At 41.1% G+C, this 21,819-nt stretch carries 16 protein-coding genes; 4 read left to right on the forward strand and 12 right to left on the reverse strand.

Translation table 11 applies throughout. The annotated features are described in order from the left end of the window. Positions 1 to 101: 101 nt before the first annotated feature. Both lon and rnhA read left to right on the forward strand, forming a co-directional pair. Positions 102 to 2,564 carry an endopeptidase La gene (lon, locus tag FM107_RS16805; RefSeq protein ID WP_086949645.1) on the forward strand — a complete coding sequence of 821 codons (2,463 nt, stop codon included), beginning with the start codon at positions 102 to 104 and terminating at the stop codon, positions 2,562 to 2,564. A 174-nt stretch (positions 2,565 to 2,738) separates the two neighbouring features. Then, complete coding sequence (gene rnhA, locus FM107_RS16810) at positions 2,739 to 3,236, forward strand: ribonuclease HI (protein WP_086949646.1); 498 nt, start codon at positions 2,739 to 2,741, stop codon at positions 3,234 to 3,236. A 79-nt stretch (positions 3,237 to 3,315) separates the two neighbouring features. Here the strand turns inward: rnhA and FM107_RS16815 are convergent, their stop codons facing one another. The 4 genes from FM107_RS16815 to FM107_RS16830 form a co-directional block, all read right to left on the reverse strand. Continuing rightward, on the reverse strand, positions 3,316 to 3,696 hold the full coding sequence (locus FM107_RS16815) for a hypothetical protein (protein ID WP_256959600.1): 381 nt from the start codon (positions 3,694 to 3,696) through the stop codon (positions 3,316 to 3,318). After that, entirely contained in the window at positions 3,696 to 4,274 is a 579-nt protein-coding gene (locus FM107_RS16820) for a DJ-1/PfpI family protein (protein WP_086949648.1), read from the reverse strand. The genes FM107_RS16815 and FM107_RS16820 overlap by 1 nt, the downstream gene beginning before the upstream one ends. Positions 4,275 to 4,297: 23 nt before the next feature. After that, positions 4,298 to 4,858, reverse strand: a complete 561-nt coding sequence (locus FM107_RS16825; protein WP_086949649.1) for an NADPH-dependent FMN reductase — start codon at positions 4,856 to 4,858, stop codon at positions 4,298 to 4,300. A 102-nt stretch (positions 4,859 to 4,960) separates the two neighbouring features. Further along, entirely contained in the window at positions 4,961 to 7,150 is a 2,190-nt protein-coding gene (locus FM107_RS16830; RefSeq protein ID WP_086949650.1) for a glutamine synthetase III, read from the reverse strand. A 533-nt stretch (positions 7,151 to 7,683) separates the two neighbouring features. On the opposite strand from FM107_RS16830, the gene FM107_RS16835 reads away from it, so the two are divergent. After that, positions 7,684 to 8,418 (forward strand): SIMPL domain-containing protein, encoded by a 735-nt coding sequence (locus FM107_RS16835; RefSeq protein WP_086949651.1) that lies wholly within the window; start codon positions 7,684 to 7,686, stop codon positions 8,416 to 8,418. A gap of 49 nt (positions 8,419 to 8,467) precedes the next feature. Here the strand turns inward: FM107_RS16835 and FM107_RS16840 are convergent, their stop codons facing one another. The 7 genes from FM107_RS16840 to pheT form a co-directional block, all read right to left on the reverse strand. Further along, positions 8,468 to 9,352, reverse strand: coding sequence for an AraC family transcriptional regulator (locus FM107_RS16840; protein WP_086949652.1), 885 nt, complete (start codon positions 9,350 to 9,352; stop codon positions 8,468 to 8,470). A 115-nt stretch (positions 9,353 to 9,467) separates the two neighbouring features. After that, complete coding sequence (pruA, locus tag FM107_RS16845; RefSeq protein WP_086949653.1) at positions 9,468 to 11,099, reverse strand: L-glutamate gamma-semialdehyde dehydrogenase; 1,632 nt, start codon at positions 11,097 to 11,099, stop codon at positions 9,468 to 9,470. 189 nt (positions 11,100 to 11,288) lie between these two features. After that, positions 11,289 to 11,819, reverse strand: coding sequence for a hypothetical protein (locus FM107_RS16850; protein ID WP_086949654.1), 531 nt, complete (start codon positions 11,817 to 11,819; stop codon positions 11,289 to 11,291). A gap of 111 nt (positions 11,820 to 11,930) precedes the next feature. Continuing rightward, positions 11,931 to 13,484 carry a ribonuclease Y gene (rny, locus tag FM107_RS16855; protein WP_086949655.1) on the reverse strand — a complete coding sequence of 518 codons (1,554 nt, stop codon included), beginning with the start codon at positions 13,482 to 13,484 and terminating at the stop codon, positions 11,931 to 11,933. Positions 13,485 to 13,735: 251 nt separating this feature from the next. Continuing rightward, positions 13,736 to 14,026 carry a cell division protein ZapA gene (locus FM107_RS16860; RefSeq protein WP_086949656.1) on the reverse strand — a complete coding sequence of 97 codons (291 nt, stop codon included), beginning with the start codon at positions 14,024 to 14,026 and terminating at the stop codon, positions 13,736 to 13,738. 50 nt (positions 14,027 to 14,076) lie between these two features. Continuing rightward, positions 14,077 to 14,385 carry a hypothetical protein gene (locus tag FM107_RS16865; protein ID WP_086949657.1) on the reverse strand — a complete coding sequence of 103 codons (309 nt, stop codon included), beginning with the start codon at positions 14,383 to 14,385 and terminating at the stop codon, positions 14,077 to 14,079. Between the two features lie 34 nt (positions 14,386 to 14,419). Next, on the reverse strand, positions 14,420 to 16,813 hold the full coding sequence (gene pheT, locus FM107_RS16870) for a phenylalanine--tRNA ligase subunit beta (protein ID WP_086949658.1): 2,394 nt from the start codon (positions 16,811 to 16,813) through the stop codon (positions 14,420 to 14,422). A 246-nt stretch (positions 16,814 to 17,059) separates the two neighbouring features. Here pheT and purL point away from each other — a divergent pair, with 246 nt between their 5' ends. Then, complete coding sequence (gene purL, locus FM107_RS16875) at positions 17,060 to 20,734, forward strand: phosphoribosylformylglycinamidine synthase (protein ID WP_086949659.1); 3,675 nt, start codon at positions 17,060 to 17,062, stop codon at positions 20,732 to 20,734. 66 nt (positions 20,735 to 20,800) lie between these two features. Here the strand turns inward: purL and FM107_RS16880 are convergent, their stop codons facing one another. Then, positions 20,801 to 21,784, reverse strand: a complete 984-nt coding sequence (locus tag FM107_RS16880) for a 1-acyl-sn-glycerol-3-phosphate acyltransferase (protein ID WP_086949660.1) — start codon at positions 21,782 to 21,784, stop codon at positions 20,801 to 20,803. Between the last annotated feature and the right edge of the window lie 35 nt (positions 21,785 to 21,819).

The following is a 21,819-nucleotide window of genomic DNA, read 5'->3' on the forward strand; positions in this document are numbered from 1 at the left end:
TTTTCAAAGTTGGCACCGCTCTTGCAATTATAGCGTTAATTATTTATTAATAGGAAAACAAACTCAAAATCTGACATTTTGTCGGATCAGAATATATATACATGAATAAAAACGACACATTCGACATAAATCAGGTCCTCTCTGTCATCAATGAAGAAACGGAATTTTTTCCATTACTAAGTTCACAAGACGAGGAAGAAATGAGCAAAGCGGATATCCCTGAGGTGCTACCTATCTTACCGCTTCGCAACACTGTTCTATTTCCAGGAGTGGTAATTCCAATTACTGTTGGCAGAGACAAGTCTATTAAATTAATTAGAGAGGCGTATAAAAACGATCGTACCATTGGTGTAGTTTCACAAAAGGATATGACTATTGAAGAGCCTTCAGAGGACCAGCTTCATCAGGTCGGGACAGTTGCGAATATTATTAAGATATTGCAAATGCCAGACGGCAATACAACAGTCATCATCCAAGGAAAACAACGATTCAAAATAACGTCGATGGTTTCCACCGAGCCGTATTTAAAAGCGAGGGTAGAGCGGATCCCGGAGGATAAACCAAAAGTTTCCAACCGTGAATTTAAAGCCTTAATTGCTTCGATTAAAGAGTTGGCATTGCAGATCATTCAGCTCTCCCCAAATTTACCTAGTGAGGCCGGACTCGCGATTAAAAATATCGAAAGTCATACCTTTCTAGTGAACTTCATTTCTTCCAACATGAGCTTGGAAACAGATCAAAAGCAAATTTTACTAGAAACCAAAGACTTCGTAAAAAGAGCAAAAATATTACTCGAACATCTTACGACCGAGATCCAGCTTCTTGAGTTAAAAAATCAAATACAAAACAAAGTTCGTGTCGACTTAGACAAACAACAACGGGATTATTTTTTAAACCAACAATTAAAAACAATTCAGGAAGAACTGGGCGGAACGAGTCCTGACCTCGAGCTCCAAGAGTTAGATAAAAGGTCGCGGTCAAAAAAATGGCCGGTTGATGTAAAGAAACATTTTGACAAAGAATTAGAAAAGCTTGCCCGAATCAATCCAGCCGCCGCCGACTACTCCGTACAGATCAATTATCTTGAGTTGCTGCTTGATTTACCATGGGGAGAGTTCACAAAAGATAATTTCGATTTAAACCGGGCAACCAAAATACTTGACAAAGATCATTACGGACTTGATAAGGTTAAGCAACGTATAATAGAGTACTTGGCGGTACTTAAGCTCAAGAATGATATGAACGCGCCAATACTTTGTTTAGTCGGTCCTCCGGGAGTCGGTAAAACGTCGTTAGGTAAGTCAATCGCGAGAGCGTTGGGAAGAAAATATACTCGTATGGCATTGGGCGGTATTCGAGATGAAGCCGAAATTCGTGGACACCGTAAAACATATATTGGAGCCATGCCGGGTCGGATTATACAATCCCTAAAAAAGGCGGGTGCATCCAACCCTGTATTTGTACTCGATGAGATCGATAAACTAGGCTCCGATTTTAAAGGAGACCCTTCGTCTGCCCTACTGGAGGTCTTAGATCCCGAACAAAACACGAATTTCTACGATCATTATGTAGAAATGGAGTATGATTTATCCAAAGTTATGTTTATCGCTACGGCAAATTCATTAAATGGGATCCAGCCCGCATTACTGGACAGAATGGAGATCATTGAAGTGAACGGCTATACTATTGAAGAAAAAATAGAAATCGCAAAGAAACACCTGTTGCCCAAACAACTCGAGGTTCATGGGTTGACTAAAAAATCGGCGACATTAAATAATAAAATTCTCGAGAAAATCATTGAAGAATACACACGAGAATCCGGTGTCAGGGGGCTCGAAAAAAAAATTGGTTCGATCATACGTGGCGTAGCGACTCGAATTGTGATGGAAAAAGAGTACAACACTCGAATTGACGTCAGCTTAGCGGAAGAAATATTAGGTGCACCAATATTTGATAAAGATCTTTATGAAGATAACGAAGTCGCCGGTGTTGTAACGGGACTTGCGTGGACTTCAGTGGGCGGTGACATCTTATTTATAGAGTCTAGCTTAAGCCCCGGGAAAGGAAAACTGAGCCTGACTGGTAATCTGGGGGCTGTCATGAAAGAGTCTGCTGCCATTGCCATGGCCTATCTCCGTTCCCATGCGGATTTATTTGGAATTGATTACAAAGTGTTTGATAAATGGGATGTCAATATCCATGTGCCTGCCGGCGCGACGCCGAAAGATGGCCCTTCTGCGGGAATAACGATGCTCACGGCATTGACGTCGCTGTTTACACAAAGGAAAGTAAAAGACAAACTAGCCATGACAGGAGAGATAACGTTACGCGGACGAGTCCTCCCAGTTGGCGGCATCAAAGAGAAAATACTCGCCGCCAAACGTGCTAATATCAAAGAAATAATTCTTTGTAAAGCAAATGAGAAAGATATTTTAGAAATTAAAGAAGATTATATTAAAGATCTAAAATTTCATTATGTCACACACATGGCCGATGTGATTAATCTCGCATTACTCGACCAAAAAGTAAAAAATGCAAAAGATCTTAACTACACCGTTAGTTAATTATAACGGAGGGGTAATTCCCTCCGTTTTTTATCGACTTCACCAGCAATTCGACTTTTATAGATTACCCATCTCACGCTATCGCCTCCCCCTTTTTGAACTGAAACGCCTACAAATGCTAAAATCCCTTTAATAATTCTGGCACATCTTCGTATAATATGTATTTTTGACCCAATGATTGAACTATATACAGACGGTGCTTCGAGCGGGAACCCTGGTCCGGGTGGCTATGGCACAATTTTAAGAACATTATATAAAGGAGATAACCCCGAATTTCAAGGCAAATTGATCGAAAAGGAGTTCTCCGGAGGATTTCGTAAAACGACCAACAATCGCATGGAGCTTCTTGCAGTTATTATTGGGTTGGAAGCTTTAAAAAATCTTAATCAGCAAATCACTATTTTCTCGGACTCTAAATATGTCATCGATGCGATTGACAAAAAATGGGTGTTTGGTTGGATAAAAAAAGGGTTTCACGGTAAAAAAAACAAAGATCTATGGATACGTCTTATCAGTGTTTATAGTCGTCACCAGGTGAAGCTCGTTTGGGTCAAAGGTCATGCTGGTCATCCGTTGAACGAACGTTGCGATCAGCTCGCGGTTAAAGCATCCAAAGATAAGGCAAACTGGAAAATTGATTCGGTGTTTGAGCTCGACAGCCAAAAAGCCTAACATGCACGGCCACGTCGAAAGATTGGGTAGTAAACATTGCATTTCACTACCCAATACCATCTCATTTTTTATTGATAATTTATTTCTTGTCTTGCCCGGTACGGCGAAGAATCGATACCGCACTATATTTCGCGGTATCGTAATGTGGTGGGTCAATCGCTAAACTTGTCGGAAAGGGTTTCGATTTATCGAAAAAATAAATCTTTGTCACACTTCCATAATCGTTCACGGGAAACAGTTCGGCACAAGCATCGTATTTCGCATTAGCCATATCCCCAACGGTCACTGCATATATACGAACAATCCCTCCCTTATTCTGTTCATTACGAACAAATGCGACCTCACTAAAATCCCCGGGTAAATCTTCGACACTCGGCTGATTGAATGCGTCCCATACTCCATAGCCTAATATGATAATCAATCCGATCGCAATCCACCAAATTCTTTTACTTTTTTGCATTATACTGTAATAGTTATTCCGAGTAATTTATAAAATTCCTTTAATATTGCTTGATGACCGGGCCATGCTGGAGAAGTCACAAGATTTCCATCTACGACCGCCTGATCGGCTGGTATATTTTTCCAGATTCCACCCGCCAGTTCGATATCTGGTCCTACCGCTACATAGGCCGTCAATGTCCGGCCACTCAGCACGCGCGCTGTGGTAAGCACCTGAATACCGTGACATATTGCAGCCACAGGTTTATCGGCCTTAAAAAAATGCTGGGTATATGCGATAACTTTATCATTTAAGCGAATATACTCTGCAGAACGCCCCCCCGCAATATACAGTCCGTCATAATCCTCCGGGTTTACCGCGTCAAAATCATAATTTATAACGAAATTATGACCCCGAAGTTCTTTATAGGTCTGATCTCCAGTAAAATCATGAACTGCCGTTGGGACAACGTCTCCTTTTTTTCTATCTGGGGCAATTGCGTGAACTTCAATCCCCACAGAACCCATTGCCTGAAACGGAACCATAGCTTCGTAATCTTCGACATAGTCGCCAACTATCAATAATACTTTCTTTGCCATATGCATGTGTTTTTTAAAACTAACTAATTCTTATTTAACGCGCCTTTTAAAAGCCTTTTCGTCTTACGTACTTTAGCCTCCAGCTGTGCGCGGTGTATGATCGATATGACCCCTTTTCCTGATTCAAAATTCTGATGAAATTCGGGAAGACTAAATGTTTCCAAAATATCAGCTCCATCCAGCGGTAAACGAGCATTGACAATATCTAATACACTTTGCCCACCTCGCTTTCCGGGGCTCGTTGCCATGATAAAAAGGGGTTTGCCGTTAAATATTTTGCGGTTCGGGATCCGCGAAATCCAATCGTTGATGTTTTTATACGCGGCATTCAGGTTACCGTTGTTTTCCGCAAAAGAGATCAAAATAAAATCCGCGTGATCGAGCTTAGCCGCAAAATCGGTAATACGTTCAGGAATTCCCCCCGTTTTCTCTCTATCGACTGAATATATCGGCACCTCATAGTCATTTAAGTCAAGGATTTCCACCGTGTCCTCGAGCTCTTTGTAGTATTTACTAACCGAGATAACTAATTTTTTATTAATGGATTCTGAACTATTGCTCGCTGCGAATGCTACTATTTTCATATACTAAAATTAACAAAAATATTTCTACTTATTTATTCAAATAAAAAAAGCGCCCAGGAAATCTGGGCGCCGCACTTATTATCGGATGGTTAGTAGTAAATACTATCTTAAAAATAAAAGTTCACGCAATTTTGGTAGAGGCCATTTCTTATCGTCTACAATCTTTTCTAATTTGTTAACGTGGTAACGAATATCATCAAAGTAAGGTTTAACGACCTCATCGTATGAAATTGCCTTCTCACGAACATCTTCAATTACATTAGCAGTTTTACGTGCTTGACGCATGGCTTCAACCTGTTCTAATATTAAATTAGTATGTTTAGAAATACGTTCAACGAGATTCAACTGCGAGCTATATGCAGCTCCATCTAACCCCATCTCTTTAAGACCTTTAACATTCTCAATTAATTGATTCTGATATTGAAAACAAGCCGGAGCGATCTGACTGGTCACCACGTCTTCAATCACACGTGCTTCGATCTGAATCTTCTTATAAAAGTTTTCCAGAAGTATTTCGTGTCGTGCTTCGGATTCCCGTCTCGAATACACACCTAATTTTTCAAAAAGCGCTAAGCTTCCCTCCTTCACGTACACATCCAAAGCTTTCGGTGTAGTCTTGTTATTTGCCAGTCCACGAGCCTCTGCTTCGACGGCCCACTCATCACTATATCCGTTACCTTCGAAACGAATCGCTTTCGAATCTTTGATGTATTTACGTACGACGTTTAATAAAGCGAGGTCTTTTTTAGTGCCTTTTTTTATCTGCTTATCCACCTCTGTTTTAAATTCGATCAATTGTGCTGCAACGATGGCGTTTAAAACGGTCATCGGTGATGCGGAGTTCGCCGAAGAGCCGACGGCACGGAATTCAAATTTATTCCCAGTAAACGCAAACGGAGACGTACGATTTCGATCGGTATTATCCATCTTTAATTGAGGAATCTTAGGGATACCATGCCACAAATTAGCTTCATTTTTAACTTTCTTTGCTACGCGTGCGGATTCAACTTCTTCTAAGATTTCGTCTAATTGTGATCCCAAGAAAATAGAAATAATCGCTGGAGGAGCTTCATTCGCACCTAAACGATGATCATTACTATGGCTAGCGATTGAAGCACGCAGCAATTCAGCATTGTCAAATACCGCTTTAATCGTATTTACAAAGAAGGTTAAGAACATTAGGTTATTCTTCGGCGTCTTGCCTGGTGATAGAAGGTTAACACCTGTATTGGTAATAAGCGACCAGTTGTTATGTTTTCCAGAGCCGTTTACTCCACTATAGGGTTTCTCATGCAAAAGGACTTTGAAGTTGTGACGAACAGCTACCTGCTCCATCACATTCATCAAAAGTTGATTGTGATCGATAGCGAGATTGATTTCTTCAAACATCGGCGCACATTCAAATTGGGATGGTGCTACCTCATTATGTCTTGTTTTTAACGGAATTCCTAATTTTAAGGATTCATTTTCAAGATCCACCATATAGGCGAGAACACGTTCCGGTATAGCTCCGAAATAATGATCTTCTAACTGTTGTCCTTTTGCCGAAATATGACCAAACAAAGTCCGTCCTGTCATTTGAAGATCTGGACGTGCATTAAAGAGCGATAAGTCTACTAAAAAATATTCCTGCTCAATTCCTAATGATGCTGTTACTTTGGACACTGATCGGTCAAAATATTGAACAACATCGATAGCAGCTTTGTCAATGGCTGCTGTCGCTTTTAGTAAAGGTGTCTTATAGTCAAGTGACTCCCCTGTGTAGGACACGAAGACGGTCGGAATACACAATGTTTTTCCGGCAACTGTTTCAAAAATAAATGCTGGAGATGATGGATCCCAAGCAGTGTATCCACGCGCTTCAAAAGTGTTACGAATCCCGCCGTTAGGAAAAGATGACGCATCAGGCTCTTGTTGTGCTAATGAGTCACCAGTGAATTTTTCAATAGCATTTCCATTCCCGTCTGGCTCGAAGAATGCATCGTGCTTCTCTGCTGTAGTACCGGTAAGTGGTTGGAACCAGTGAGTGTAATGTGAGGCTCCGTTTTCCAGGGCCCAAACTTTCATCGCTTGCGCAATATGATCTGCAATATCTCGGGAGATCTGCGAACCACTCTCAATTAACTGAAGAAGTTCCTTGTATGTGTTTTTGGAGAGATAATCGTTCATTTTTGCGATAGTAAACACATTTTTACTATAGATACTAGTCGCTTTTAATGATTCAACTTTCCCAACATAATCTAGAGATCGTGAAACTGCAGCCTCTGCTGCTTTAAATCGAAGACTTGACATTTTTTATATTATATATTGTTAATTTATACAGTTCCTAGTGTTATATCAATGTAAATGTACGTTATTTTTTAAAAAAATATGATAAAAATATGAAAAAACATATAAATCAGCATATTTAAAACACCGCAACCTAGTTAAATTCCATTTTTTAAGCATTACGGCAACAAAAACATCAAATCACGTAAGCCATTTTTAAGAATACATCGATCTTTCGAATACTAACAAGCAGCTAGAGTCCGCAAAAACAGGCGGTATCGGGCAGAATTCACACAAAATTACACGTGGAATTATCAACCGGCAAACTAATCAATGCCAATACAAACCGTCAAATTGAAATAATACCGCCCGCGGACATGCTTCTACGGTAATTCAATCGATGACTGCAAAATAAATCTAGAACCGAAAAAACAGCTATTTTTTGCTTTGTATCCGTAGGGAAAAATAGACAAGAAATAAATTTTCCCGCCATTTAACAGAATAAACTTCCTAAGTTGCTAGAAACAATCCGTATATTGGCGTATAAATCTAATGTTATGAAATACAATAACCTCATCATCTCAATAATTGCCGCGATAGCTCTTATTGGATTCGGCTGTATTTTAGCTAATGCTTATAAATACAAATACAAGATGGGTAATACTATTAGTGTTACGGGGAATGCGATGAAAAACTTTGAGTCAGATATCGTTAAATGGTCTGCTTCCTACAGTCGCAAATCTATGGATCTAGCTTCTGCATCAGGGCAATTACAGTCAGACCGCGAATTAGTTCGCCAATTCTTAATAAAACAAGGAATAGATGCTAAAGCAATTGTTTTTAACGCCGTAAACATCGGCCGGGATTTCTCCTATCAGACCGACGGTTCAGGAAAAAGCTATAATACATTTACCGGTTATAGTTTATCACAAAAAGTGAGCGTAGAATCCACGGATTTGGCGAAAGTAGACAATGCCTCACGCGAAATTTCAACATTAATCTCGCAAGGTGTCGAACTCAGCTCCAATCCCCCGAACTATTATTATTCGAAATTGGAAGATCTTAAATTAGAACTTATATCCGAGGCTTCTAAAAACGCTAAACAACGAGCTGCAAATATTGCCGCCGAAGCGGGGGCTTCGCTTGGAGACTTAATTAAAGCGGATCTCGGAATTTTTCAGATTACAGGTCAAAACGAGAATGAAGCCTATTCTTCTGGGGGTGCACTAAACACGACTTCACGGAACAAAACAGCAAATATCACCGTTAGAACGAATTATATTTCAAATTAGAAAAAGAGTGTCTTACATACCTCCCTGTTACAACGCACAAACAATAATCTTATTTCTCTACAGAATGGTTCGCAATGAACACGCGTGGTGAGATATGCATGATACTTCGAAATACGCGGTTGAAATGGACAGCGGTGTTAAATCCACAATGGTATGCCGCTTCAGCAATACTCTCTACGCGTTGATTAACCAACATTTGGCAAGCTTTTTCTATACGTAACTCGTTTAAAAAAGAAATGAACGTTTTCTTGGTATGCTTCTTAAAAAACTTACAGAATGCGGTAGGTGTCATATGCACCAATGCAGCGACCTCGCCAACAGTCACATTTTTTTTATAATTATTAATGGCATATTTTACAACGGAATTTATGCGTACGCCGTCAAAATCTTGGAAATCCGTTTTGTTTAGCCCTGAATAAAGCGAAATTAATTCATTTTCGTGTTGACGAATAAAATCAAAAATTTCTAATATCCGGATCAGTTTACGGGGACCATCCTCATTATGAAGTGCTATAAAAGCACCTTTAATGGGTAGCGCAAAATTCGCGCTCAACATCTGACTGGAAGATATATTATAGAATAAATTTCGAATAGTATGCAATTCGCTCATATCAAAAAAAGGCTCCAATTTCTCAAGCGAAAAAAATAGATGCACGATATGGACGCCGGTCTCCTCTGTCGTATGCTCTTCTTTAAAAAACAAATGGGGATCATTGGGCTTCAAAAGGAAGACTTCATTTTCTGCACACGGGCGTAAAAGATTTCCAACGATCAGCGAGCCATTACCACGAACGATGTAGCTTAATTGAAATTCGCGATGGCGGTGGTAATAACCATAAAAATCACTACTTACATCGTTCATCACATAAAATGCACCATCGCCATGGGCAGGTACGGTGAACTCAATTGGTTTTCTATGTTCGGGGCTTTTCATATACACTTGATGTTAAAAAAGAGGACCGACTAATCTTATTGATACAATAAAATAACTTCGGTCCTTTTTCTAGAAACTTATCATATGATGGATCTACTTACCCTGCCTTTCGAGACTAACGAACGAGAAATGGGTAACGGAAATCTGTATCTGGATTAAATGTTTCTTTAATCGTACGTGGAGAAACCCAACGTAGTAAATTAATCATCGAACCCGCTTTGTCATTCGTTCCTGATCCACGCGCACCACCAAACGGCTGCTGCCCAACCACAGCACCAGTACATTTATCATTGATATAGAAGTTACCTGCCGCATTACGTAGGACTTGTGTAGCGCGCTCGATAGCATACCGATCTTGAGAGATAATTGCCCCTGTTAATGCATAAATTGAAGTCTTATCGACAATCGTTAAGGTTTCTTCAAACTTATCATCTGGGTAGATATAAATCGTCAATACAGGACCGAATAGTTCTTCAGATAGCGTTTCGTAATCCGGTGTCGTAGCTACTATTACCGTCGGATGGATAAAATACCCATTCGATTTATCGTAATCCCCTCCAATTACAACCTCTGCATCTTTAGATTCCTTCGCGCGATCGATATACGAAGTTATTTTATCAAATGCTTTTTCGTCAATAACAGCATTTATAAAGTTACCGAAATCTTCCACACCACCAATTTCGAACGATTCCACGTCACGCTTCATACGCTCCAGTAAATCATCCCACAATGAAGCTGGAATGTATGCACGAGATGCTGCAGAACATTTTTGTCCTTGGTATTCAAATGCGCCACGGACCAATGCTGTATTTAATGTCGCTAGATCGGCTGAGGGATGCGCTAAGATAAAATCTTTCCCACCTGTCTCACCAACGATGCGTGGATATGTCTTATAGCGGTGGATATTTTCACCGATTGTTTTCCATATATCTTGGAAAACGCCGGTTGAACCAGTAAAATGGATACCGGCAAAATCAGGGTGTTTAAAAATAACTTCACCTGCAACAGGCCCCGAAACATAAATCAAGTTGATTACCCCGTCAGGAAGTCCCGCTTCGCGGAAAACTTCCATCAATACGTTAGCCGAATAAATTTGACTATTCGAGGGCTTCCATACCACTACATTACCCATCATCGCTACACATGAAGGTAGGTTTCCTGCAATAGCCGTGAAATTAAATGGCGTTAAAGCAAAAACAAATCCCTCTAATGGGCGCTGCTCCACTCTATTCCATACCCCTTTGCTGTTCGCCGGAGGTTGTTGTCCATAAATTTCACTCATATAAGCAACATTAAAACGGAGAAAGTCGGTAAACTCACATGCCGCATCAATCTCTGCTTGATATGCATTTTTTGACTGCCCTAACATCGTAGCAGCATTTAATTTATAACGATATTTGGTAGAGGCCAGTTCCGCTGCCTTCAAAAAGACTGCTGCCCGTTGTTCCCATTCCAAGCTTTCCCAATCGGCTTTCGCGCTAAGCGCTGCATCAATAGCAGCATTCACATGACTTTTATCTCCTTTATGGAAATACCCTAGAACATGTTGATGATCGTGGGGGGGGGTAATTTTACTTTTATTATCTGTTCTTATCTTCTGGCCGCCAATGTACATGGGAATATCCACTTGTTCTGCTCTAGCTTCTTCAATCGCAGCTATTAATAAATCGCGTTCGTTTGTTCCCGCAGCATAAGTGTTCACCGGCTCATTAGTCGGAACAGGAACATTAAAAAATCCTTTTAACATATTTTCTTCAATTTTAAAATGTAGGATAAAGTTACAGCTTCCATCAGACAAAGGTTTTACAAATCCTGCCTATAAATAAACATATATTGCCAAAACTAAGCAACTTTCCAAAATATAAGGCAAAAATACGTTATTTTATTAAATTCAAATAGACCAGCTTATCACACGCTATGGATTATTCGTGCCGTTTTAATACTTCATATTAAACTTCTTAAAGACTTTCGAGCAGCACCAAATTGGGCCGATTGTAATTAGAGTCCCCATTTCTTTCCACGACAATACAGGTGACTCTTTGCGTGAATTCAAATAAACGCCCGTCAATCCCGCTAAAACTGAAACGAGGCTAACTAACCAAACCTGCGGTCCTCCATCGCGTTCCAAATACTCTAATTGAACGATCAGGAAGCTCATCGCGCCGATCGCAAATAAAATGAGATACGAGAGTGTAGGCGCCATCCGTAGATACAAATAAATTACTATCGCAATGTAGAACGAGCCCCAGTTTAAAAAAGTATGCATTTCCATCGCAACAAGAAAATCGAACTGGGGAAATGGAATCATCCAGATCAAGCCCATCACACCGAAAAATATTAAAGCAACATTCACGAAGTAAAAGAATAAACTCCCTGCTACATAACGTTGATCCATCATGCGAAAAATTTGATCGATCTTTCTTTCCTGTACGGGCTCTGGTGTGTTATACTTGACCTTCTTCTTCATGTCACAAAGTTAATAATTTTTACAAGACGGCCTGTTGAGTGCATGTAAAATAACCACCAAAGGACGCCGATATACGGGCGTCCTTTGGTTCAAATCGAAATATGTATATACCTATTTCGCGAAAGAGACAGAACGGGTCTCCCGAATGACAGTTACCTTTATTTGTCCCGGGTAAGTCATTTCCGTCTGAATACGGTTGGAAATATCCGCAGCTAAAATTTCAGATTGCGCATCAGTTACTTTTTCAGACTCTACCACTACGCGAAGCTCACGCCCGGCTTGAATAGCAAATGTCTTCTCCACACCAGGATATGAAAGCGCTAATTCCTCCAATTCTTTCAATCGTTTGATATAACTTTCTACAACTTCCCTGCGAGCACCTGGGCGCGCACCTGAAATCGCATCACATGCTTGCACAATCGGTGAAATAAGCGAAGTCATCTCAATCTCATCATGGTGAGCACCGATTGCATTACATACCTCGGGGTGTTCTTTGTATTTTTCAGCGAGCTGCATTCCTAAAATCGCATGCGGAAGTTCTGGATTATCGTCTGGAACTTTCCCAATATCATGCAATAGGCCAGCGCGCTTAGCAAACTTCACATTAAGACCTAATTCAGCCGCCATCGTGGCTGCAAAATTTGCGACTTCTCTAGAGTGTTGTAATAAATTTTGTCCATAGGAAGAGCGATAACGCATACGACCAACCATCCGAATCAACTCCGGGTGTAATCCGTGAATTCCCAAATCGATCGCAGTTCGTTCACCTATTTCAACAATCTCATCCTCAATTTGCGTTCTTGTTTTAGCGACAACTTCCTCGATACGAGCAGGGTGAATACGTCCATCTGTAACCAAGCGGTGGAGTGAAAGTCGCGCAATCTCACGACGTACGGGATCAAATCCCGATAAAATGATCGCCTCTGGCGTGTCGTCAACAATAATCTCAACACCTGTTGCGGCCTCTAACGCCCGAATATTCCTACCCTCACGACCAATTATACGCCCTTTAATCTCGTCATTCTCAATATTGAATATGGAAACCGTATTCTCAATTGCAGATTCCGTCGCCGTACGTTGAATCGTCTGAATAACGACCTTCTTCGCTTCTTTAGAAGCCGTGAGTTTCGCCTCATCCACTACATCTTTAATCTGCATGATGGCTTGCGAGCGCGCTTCTTCACGAAGTGAATTCACTAACTGATCACGGGCTTCATCAGCAGACAATCCCGCGATGGTTTCGAGCTGTTTGATATGTTGATTTTTAATCTGATCTACCTCGTCGCTCTTCTTTTGATTGACTTCAAAAAGTTGATCAAGTTTCTTGCTTTTGGTATCAAGATCTTGCTTCTCGCGATTCAAATTCTCCAGCTTTTGATTGAATGATTGGTCCTTTTGGCGCAGGGTATTTTCTTTCTGTGCTATCCCATTATTACGCTGATTGACTTCCTTCTCATATTCAGACTTTAGCTGTAAAAACTTCTCTTTGGCTTCTAAGCCGCGTTGCTTTTTATAATGCTCGCCTTGTTGCTCAGCTTCTTTAATGATACGTTCCGCCTTTTCTTTTGCTGCATGTTCCTGTTTTTTGAACAACAATTGTAACAAAAAACGGCCAATAACAACACCAATAATTAGCGAAACTATAATCGAAATTGTTGTCTCCATTTGTGTTTATTATATTATGATTCTAATTTTTCTTCAAAAAAAAACCGCAATTAAATGAACAGGTCCCATGTATTATTAAACTTCGATTACACATGATTTGAGCGATTGATCATGACCTAGATGGCTTTCGCAAAATGGCCTACATCTTGTTGCGCTCGTGATATTGAAGCGTTAAGTTTAAAATAGTGACAACCTGAATTTAATTGCGGCAAATTCGTTGTTATAAAGCTCTGATATAAAGAACGATAATCTTATTTACTAAAGAAATCACTTAAGATATCATCAAGTTCGTGAACCTTCTCCTCCAGTCCAACTTCATGCTGCTGCGCGTTACGTTCCGCTTTAATCATTCCCGTGGCATATTGCAATACACACATGGATAATAGATCTTGTTTGTCGCGTACAGCGTAATTATCTTGCAACTCTTTAATCTTTTCATTAACCAATTTCGCAGCGTGTCTAATGACTTCTTCTTCCTCTGTCGATACCCTTAATGGATATACACGATCTGCGATATTTATTTTTATGGAGATCTCTCCCATGGTCGTTGAGCTTAAATAACGTATCTGACTAATCCCTCTTCTCTAAATTCCTACTTAAGTAAGCCGATACATCTGTCTATTTCTCGCACAAAATCGTTAATTTTTTGCTTTGTGTCAAGTATTTTTTCATTTATTGCTGCGTTATCTGTATTTGGTTCTTCTAAGGATTTTGCAACTGCCATAGCTTTAAGCTTTTCTTCGGACTGCTTCACTTTATCAGTGCTCGTCTGAAAAGCTACCTGTAAAGACTGAACTTCCAATTTCAACAAGTCATTTTCCTCTTGAAGCGCATCGCACAACTGAATAAGATTTTTCGTTTTCTCAACGATGATATTCATCTGTGTAGATAATGTAGCCATATTTTACTTCGCAATTAAACTTAAAATTCCGAGCCTATCGTATACTAGCACCCGTCTCTTTCTCAAAGTTAAGCATTAATTTTTTAATTATTCCTTCAATTTGCTTGTCGTTTAACGTTTTTTCATCGTCTTGAATGATAAAGCTCAACGCGTACGATTTCTTTCCTTCAGGGAGCTTGTCACCTTTATATACATCAAAGATATTTACTTCCTTTAAGAGTTTCTTTTCTGTCTTGGCGGCAATTTGCATTAGTCGATCAAACGTTACCGACTCATCAACTAAAAGAGCCAGGTCACGACGTACCGAAGGGAACTTAGGCACTTCGTGAAATTTAATTTTATTCTTACGTATGATCTTAATTACTAAATCCCAATCAAAACTCGCGAAGTAGACTTTCCCGTCCACATCCGCTTTTTTAAGGTTCGCAGGCGATACGCTCCCGAATGATACCAATTCCTTCTGCCCCTTCATATAGCGTAAGCCATATTCGAAGTAAAGGCCGGTAATTTCTTCAACACGTATTCCGCTAATGTTAAGCCGCTTAATAACACCATCGACAGCAGATTTAATATGGTAAAAATTCGACTTAGTGTTGCTTGATTGCCACTGTTCATCAACCAGATTTCCCGCGATTGTGAGTGACATATTTTGCTGCTCAGCATATCCACCCTCCGTTTTGAAATACGTTTTACCATATTCAAAATACCGAGCATTTCCATTCTTCCGTTTCTGATTGTATGAAACGGTTGTTAGGGCTGAAAAAAGTAAATTTTGCCGCATGGTATCCAAATCCGAGCTTAACGGGTTTACAAGTCGCACAGCAGTATCTGGATTATCAACATACGCTAGATTCGTTAACGAGTTGTTTAATATCTCTCGGTATCCGTTTCCAATCAAAAGATCGGCAACTTGGTTTAACACAACCTCCTTATCCGGCTTCTCTGTCGTATTTAACGATGATTTTATTTGCGTATTTAATTCAATATTATTATAACCATAAATGCGAAGAACCTCTTCAATGACATCTACTTCACGTGTCACATCCACTTTGTAGGCCGGAACGCTCACTTGAAATTCATCTTGATCCCCGCCAAGAACACCAATGCCCAAAGATTCAATTATCGCCCTGATCTCCCGATTTGGAATCTCTTTTCCGATTAATTTTTGCACCCGGCTGTAACTCACGGTAAAATTAAACGAATTTACTGGATTCGGATAAAAATCAGTTACCGAAGATTCAATAACACCACCAGCAATCTCCTGAATAAGAAGAGCAGCTTTATGTAATGCGTAAACTGGTATATTGGGATCCGTCCCACGTTCATAGCGAAAAGATGCATCAGTTTTCAAACCGTGGCGTTTGGAAGTTTTACGGACCGATACCGCATTAAAATAAGCGGATTCCAAAAATATTGTAGTGGTTTTTTCATTAACGCCAGACTCCGCTCCTCCAAATACTCCCGCAATACATAAAGGTTTCTGCGCATCGGCTATGACAAGATCTTCTGCCGATAACTTTCGCTCAACACCATCCAAGGTGGTAATAAGCTCATTCTCGGCCGCGCGGCGAACCACGATTACATTACCGCTAACCTTTGCTGCATCGAATGCATGCAGCGGTTGACCTAAATCATGTAATATATAGTTCGTGATATCGACAATATTATTAATCGGGCGAATCCCAATCGTATTTAAAGACCCTTTCAACCAATCTGGTGATTCGCCTACAGTTATTCCCGAAATCGTGACGCCAGCGTAACGCGGTGCCCCATATGAATCGCGCACATCGACAGCAACACCTTCTTGTTTGCCTTCCTGAAACGCGGAAACATCACGCAGACTGTAGGGTATGCGGAAATAAGCCGCTAAATCGCGAGCAACGCCCAGGTGGGATGCAGCATCTGCCCGATTTGGCGTCAAACCGATCTCAAAACGATAATCGTCTTTACTATTATAATAATCTTTCACCAAGGAGCCAACAGCCGTAGCATCAGCAAGCTCTACAATCCCTTCATGCGATGTCCCAAGTCCGATTTCATCTTCGCCACAAAGCATACCTTGGGAGACTTCACCTCTTATTTTCGACTTTGTAATTTTAAATGGTTCTCCATTGATTGGATGACAAATCGTACCAACTTGGGCAACAATCACCTTCAAACCTGCGCGCACGTTAGGTGCTCCACAAACAATATTTATAAGTTCAGGACCGCCTACATCGATCTGCGTAATTTTTAGTTTATCCGCATTCGGGTGTTGAATACAAGTTTTAACTTCTCCAACAACTAGCCCCTGAAGTCCCCCTGGTATGGTCTGCACTGTCTCGAGTAACTCTACTTCCAAACCAATATCAGTTAAAATAAGCGACAGTTCTTCTGGACTTTTCTGGGTATCTATATAATTTTGAAGCCAATTATAGGAAATATTCATTTAAATCTATTTTAATGCACAAAGATAAAATTTTAGAACGTTGTAGACCATTTAACCCCGATAAAATTTAAACAAAATTATTTTCGCTGTCGGCGAGCAAATTTCTCTGTTGGATTTTGCCAACAATTCCTACATGGTTACTAGCGTATATTTTTTTATGAGAATAACAAATTAGTATCAATCAAGGATAAAAATATTGCGTAACTTTGTACTTTGATTAGAATAACGCCAAAATACACAGTTATAATGATTCATTTCTTCGTGAACCCGAGCAACACCTACTACGGTGTGCAAACTCAGCAAGAGCTTTCTGCAGAAGACACAGTTAAACTCAACTGGCTCTTTGGAAATTCCCAACTTCTTCCAGAAAAAACCCTCAACAATAATTTCGTCGGTCCACGTGCCACCATGGTAACGCCGTGGAGTACCAATGCGGTAGAAATAACCCAAAATATGGGCATCCAGGGTATTATTAGAATTGAAGAGTTCCAAAAAGTAGCGGCTGATTTTACTGATTTCGATCCTATGATTGCGCAAAAATATGCAGCATTAACTCCAGATATTTTTATGATAAAAATCAGCCCAGAACCTATTTTAGAAATTGAGGATATCGATAAATACAACAAACAAGAAGGGCTCGCATTAAGTGACGAAGAGGTCAAGTATTTGCACAATCTATCGGTTAAGATTGACCGCAAATTGACAGATTCTGAAATTTTTGCTTTTTCACAAGCGAATTCCGAACACTGCCGTCACAAGATCTTTAACGGTACATTTGTTATCGACGGTCAACAACAACCTTCGTCCCTGTTTAAACTCATAAAAAAGACGTCAGAAACCAATCCAAATGGAATTGTTTCTGCCTATAAAGACAATGTTGCCTTTATCAAGGGCCCGACGGTAACCCAGTTTGCACCCAAAACAGCCGACAAACCGGATTTTTATCAAGAAATGGAGTTTGATTCGGTAATCTCGTTAAAAGCCGAAACACACAACTTTCCGACCACCGTAGAACCATTTTCTGGGGCAGCAACAGGATCCGGAGGAGAAATCCGTGACCGACTAGCTGGTGGACAGGGATCACTTCCACTCGCTGGAACGGCCATCTATATGACGGCCTATTCGCGCTTGATGCAAGACCGACCATGGGAAAATGCAACCGATGAGCGTCCATGGTTATACCAAACGCCCGTGGATATTTTGATCAAAGCTTCGAATGGTGCTTCGGATTTTGGCAACAAATTCGGTCAACCCTTAATTACGGGTTCTGTACTGACGTTTGAACATGAGGAAGGTGGCCGCAAGCTAGGTTACGATAAAGTTATCATGCAAGCCGGCGGAATTGGATATGGTAAATTAGAACAAGCGAAAAAGCAAACACCAAAAACAGGCGATAAAATCGTCGTGCTGGGCGGCGATAATTACCGCATCGGAATGGGTGGCGCTGCTGTTTCGTCAGCGGATACCGGTGCGTTCGGATCGGGTATCGAATTAAACGCCATTCAACGTTCTAATCCTGAAATGCAAAAGCGTGCGGCAAATGCGATACGTGGATTTGTAGAATCTGATGACAACCCAATTGTATCGATTCACGACCACGGAGCGGGCGGACACTTAAACTGTCTTTCGGAACTTGTAGAAGAAACTGGTGGACTAATCGATTTAGATAAATTACCTGTGGGAGACCCTACCCTTTCGGCAAAGGAGATTATCGGTAATGAATCGCAAGAACGGATGGGACTCGTTATCGGCGAGAAAGACATTCAGCAACTGCAAACCATTGCAGATCGGGAACGTGCACCGATGTATCAAGTCGGTGACGTGACGGGCGATCATCGTTTTACATTTCAATCAAAAACGACGCGCGAAAAGCCAATGGACTACGACTTAGCAGACTTCTTCGGTTCCACGCCGAAAACAGTTATGAACGACAAGACTATCCCGCGTAATTACGCGGAACTAGTCTACGATACTAAAAACATCCCCGACTACGTAGATCAATTGCTTCTGCTGGAAGCAGTAGCGTCTAAAGACTGGTTAACGAACAAAGTTGACCGTTCGGTAGGTGGACGCGTTGCAAAGCAACAATGTGCTGGATCACTCCAACTACCCTTAAACAACGTTGGAGTAATGGCACTCGATTATAAATCAAGTCAAGGTATCGCCACAACAGTCGGACATTCCCCATTAACTGCGCTCATTGACCCGGTTTCCGGTTCTAGAAATGCGATAGCTGAAGCTCTGTCAAACTTGGTATTTGCACCTATTCAGGGCGGTCTGACAGGGGTATCATTGTCCGCAAACTGGATGTGGCCCTGTAATAACGAAGGAGAAGATACCCGTCTATATAACGCTGTGAAAGGATGTTCGAATTTCGCAATTGAACTGGGGATTAACATCCCCACAGGTAAAGACTCTCTTTCTATGAAGCAGAAGTATCCAAATGGTGACAGCGTAATTGCGCCGGGAACACTTATTGTATCTGCGGGCGGTCCTTGTGTAAATATTAACAAAGTGGTCGAACCTGTTCTACAAAAAGGAGCTGGGTCGATTTATTATATCAACCTTTCGCAAGATGAATTTAAATTAGGAGGGTCATCGTTTGCACAAATCTTAAATAAAGTAGGTTCACAAGCACCAACTGTCCGTGATGCGGCCTACTTTCGGGCGGCATTCAACGCGATCCAACAACTCATTCTCGATGACCAAATTGTTGCCGGACATGATATCGGTTCGGGAGGCTTAATCACAACATTACTCGAGCTGACTTTCGCAGAAGTAGACTTGGCTGCAAACTACGATCTTTCGAATCTAGGTGAAACAGATACGGTAAAAACGTTTTTCAACGAAAATATCGCTGTCGTGTTGCAGGCGGCCGACGACAATACTTTCGAATCCGCACTCCAAAAGGTCAATATATCGGCCGTTAAGATCGGGCAAGCAACTACCGGCACGGAAATTACGATTAAAAATGGGAGCGAAAATTTCACATTTAATGTGAACGAGCTTCGCGACCGCTGGTTTCAAACGTCGTTCTATTTGGATCAAAAGCAAGCAAAAAATGGGATGGCCGAACAGCGTTTTTCGAACTATAAAAACCAGCCCCTACGTTATACATTCCCCGCGCATTTCAGTGGGAAGAAACCATCACTTGCGGATGTATCACAACGACCAAAGGCAGCGATTATTCGTGAGAAAGGTTCGAATTCGGAACGGGAAATGGCTAACGCAATGTATTTGGCCGGATTTGACGTAAAAGATGTCCACATGACTGACCTTATTGCTGGTCGCGAAACACTCGAGGATATCCAGTTTATCGGTGCTGTCGGTGGATTCTCCAATTCCGACGTTTTAGGATCGGCAAAAGGGTGGGCAGGTGCGTTCCTTTATAACGCGAAAGCCAAGAAAGCACTCGAGGACTTCTTTGCTCGCCCAGACACTTTATCAGTTGGAATCTGTAATGGCTGTCAGCTATTCATGGAACTAGAGCTAATCACTCCTGAACATCCAGAACACGGCAAACTGAAACACAACACATCGGAAAAGCATGAGTCAAACTTTGTCTCGGTACATATTCCAGAAAACAACTCGGTAATGCTTTCTACGCTAGCAGGCAGTACACTTGGGGTTTGGATATCGCACGGAGAAGGGAAGTTTCACCTACCTGAAAGCGAAAATAAATACCAAATCGTTGCCAAATATGCATACGACCAATATCCACACAACCCAAATGGTTCCGATTATAACACCGCGATGATATGTGATAAATCAGGTCGTCATTTAGTAACGATGCCGCACATCGAACGGTCGACTTTTCAATGGAACTGGGCGAACTACCCAAATGGACGTCACGATGAGGTGACTCCTTGGCTCGAAGCATTCGTAAATGCACGGAAATGGCTCGAAAAAAAACATAAATAAGAGCCCCTAAAGCATATAAATGAAAAAAGTCACAAAGGTTGACTTTTTTCATTTTCTGAGAAATAGTTACGGAGCCACCTTTCCAAAAGTATTGGATTTGGGCTGTCCGACTTCCTGCTCGACCTTAACAGGTTGATATTGGACCATACAAAAAGATAACGTTGGAAGTAACACAAAAACAACGAGTCCCATCCAGAACCCCAAAAACAAAGCAACAAACCCACTCAGACAGAATACCAACAACGGGTACGACACAAAGAGAGCCGCAAAAAGGATCGAATCATAGAATATTGTCCCTTCGGTTTTTTTACGAACATAGTCACGCCACAATTTATAGAACCAATAATGCGAATAATATCCCATTTTTGCAGGCACACGCATCCATTCATTCTCCTTTCGATCTACCAAGGGCGGAACGTATGGTTCGTCGATCATATTTGTCAATAGACGCGCGCGCAGTAATTTGATTACGGCGACTGTTTCCACCCGGCTATCTACGATAAAATCCGTCGTATCGAGTGGGTCGAGTGCTATAATTTGCATCGCCTTGGGTACAAATCGAAAAGAACTGTATCTCAACACATAGGCTTGTATCTGCAAGGGAATATCTGCGCGATAGGCGCGATCCATGATTGCGGTAATGCCACCATTCATAAATGGTCTTAATTTCCACATGTTATCAGATCGACCTTCGGGGAAAATCAGAATATGCTTACCATCTTTTAGGTAACTGAGGCAGGCGTCAAAAGTAAAATCATTCTTCACCTCAAACTCCGGATCTTCACCGCGTTTGTAAATAGGTAGCATGTATAAGCTTCGAAGAACCACATTTAAGACCGGATGTCGAAATATATCTCCACGTACCAAGTAGCGAATTTCTCCAGGTGAATATACGGCCAATACCAAAGCATCGAAAAGTGAATTGGGATGATTGGATAGAATAATCGACGGGCCGGCGAGCGCATGCCCGTGTAGTTTGCTGCGATCTAAATCCGCGATAAACCAACGAAGACCTTGACGGACGAAATACCTGAATACTTTGTAAAACATAGACGAATGTATTTATTTTTTTAGTTCAGTTCAGC

This window comes from Sphingobacterium sp. JB170 (assembly GCF_900163865.1).
Taxonomy (GTDB): domain Bacteria; phylum Bacteroidota; class Bacteroidia; order Sphingobacteriales; family Sphingobacteriaceae; genus Sphingobacterium.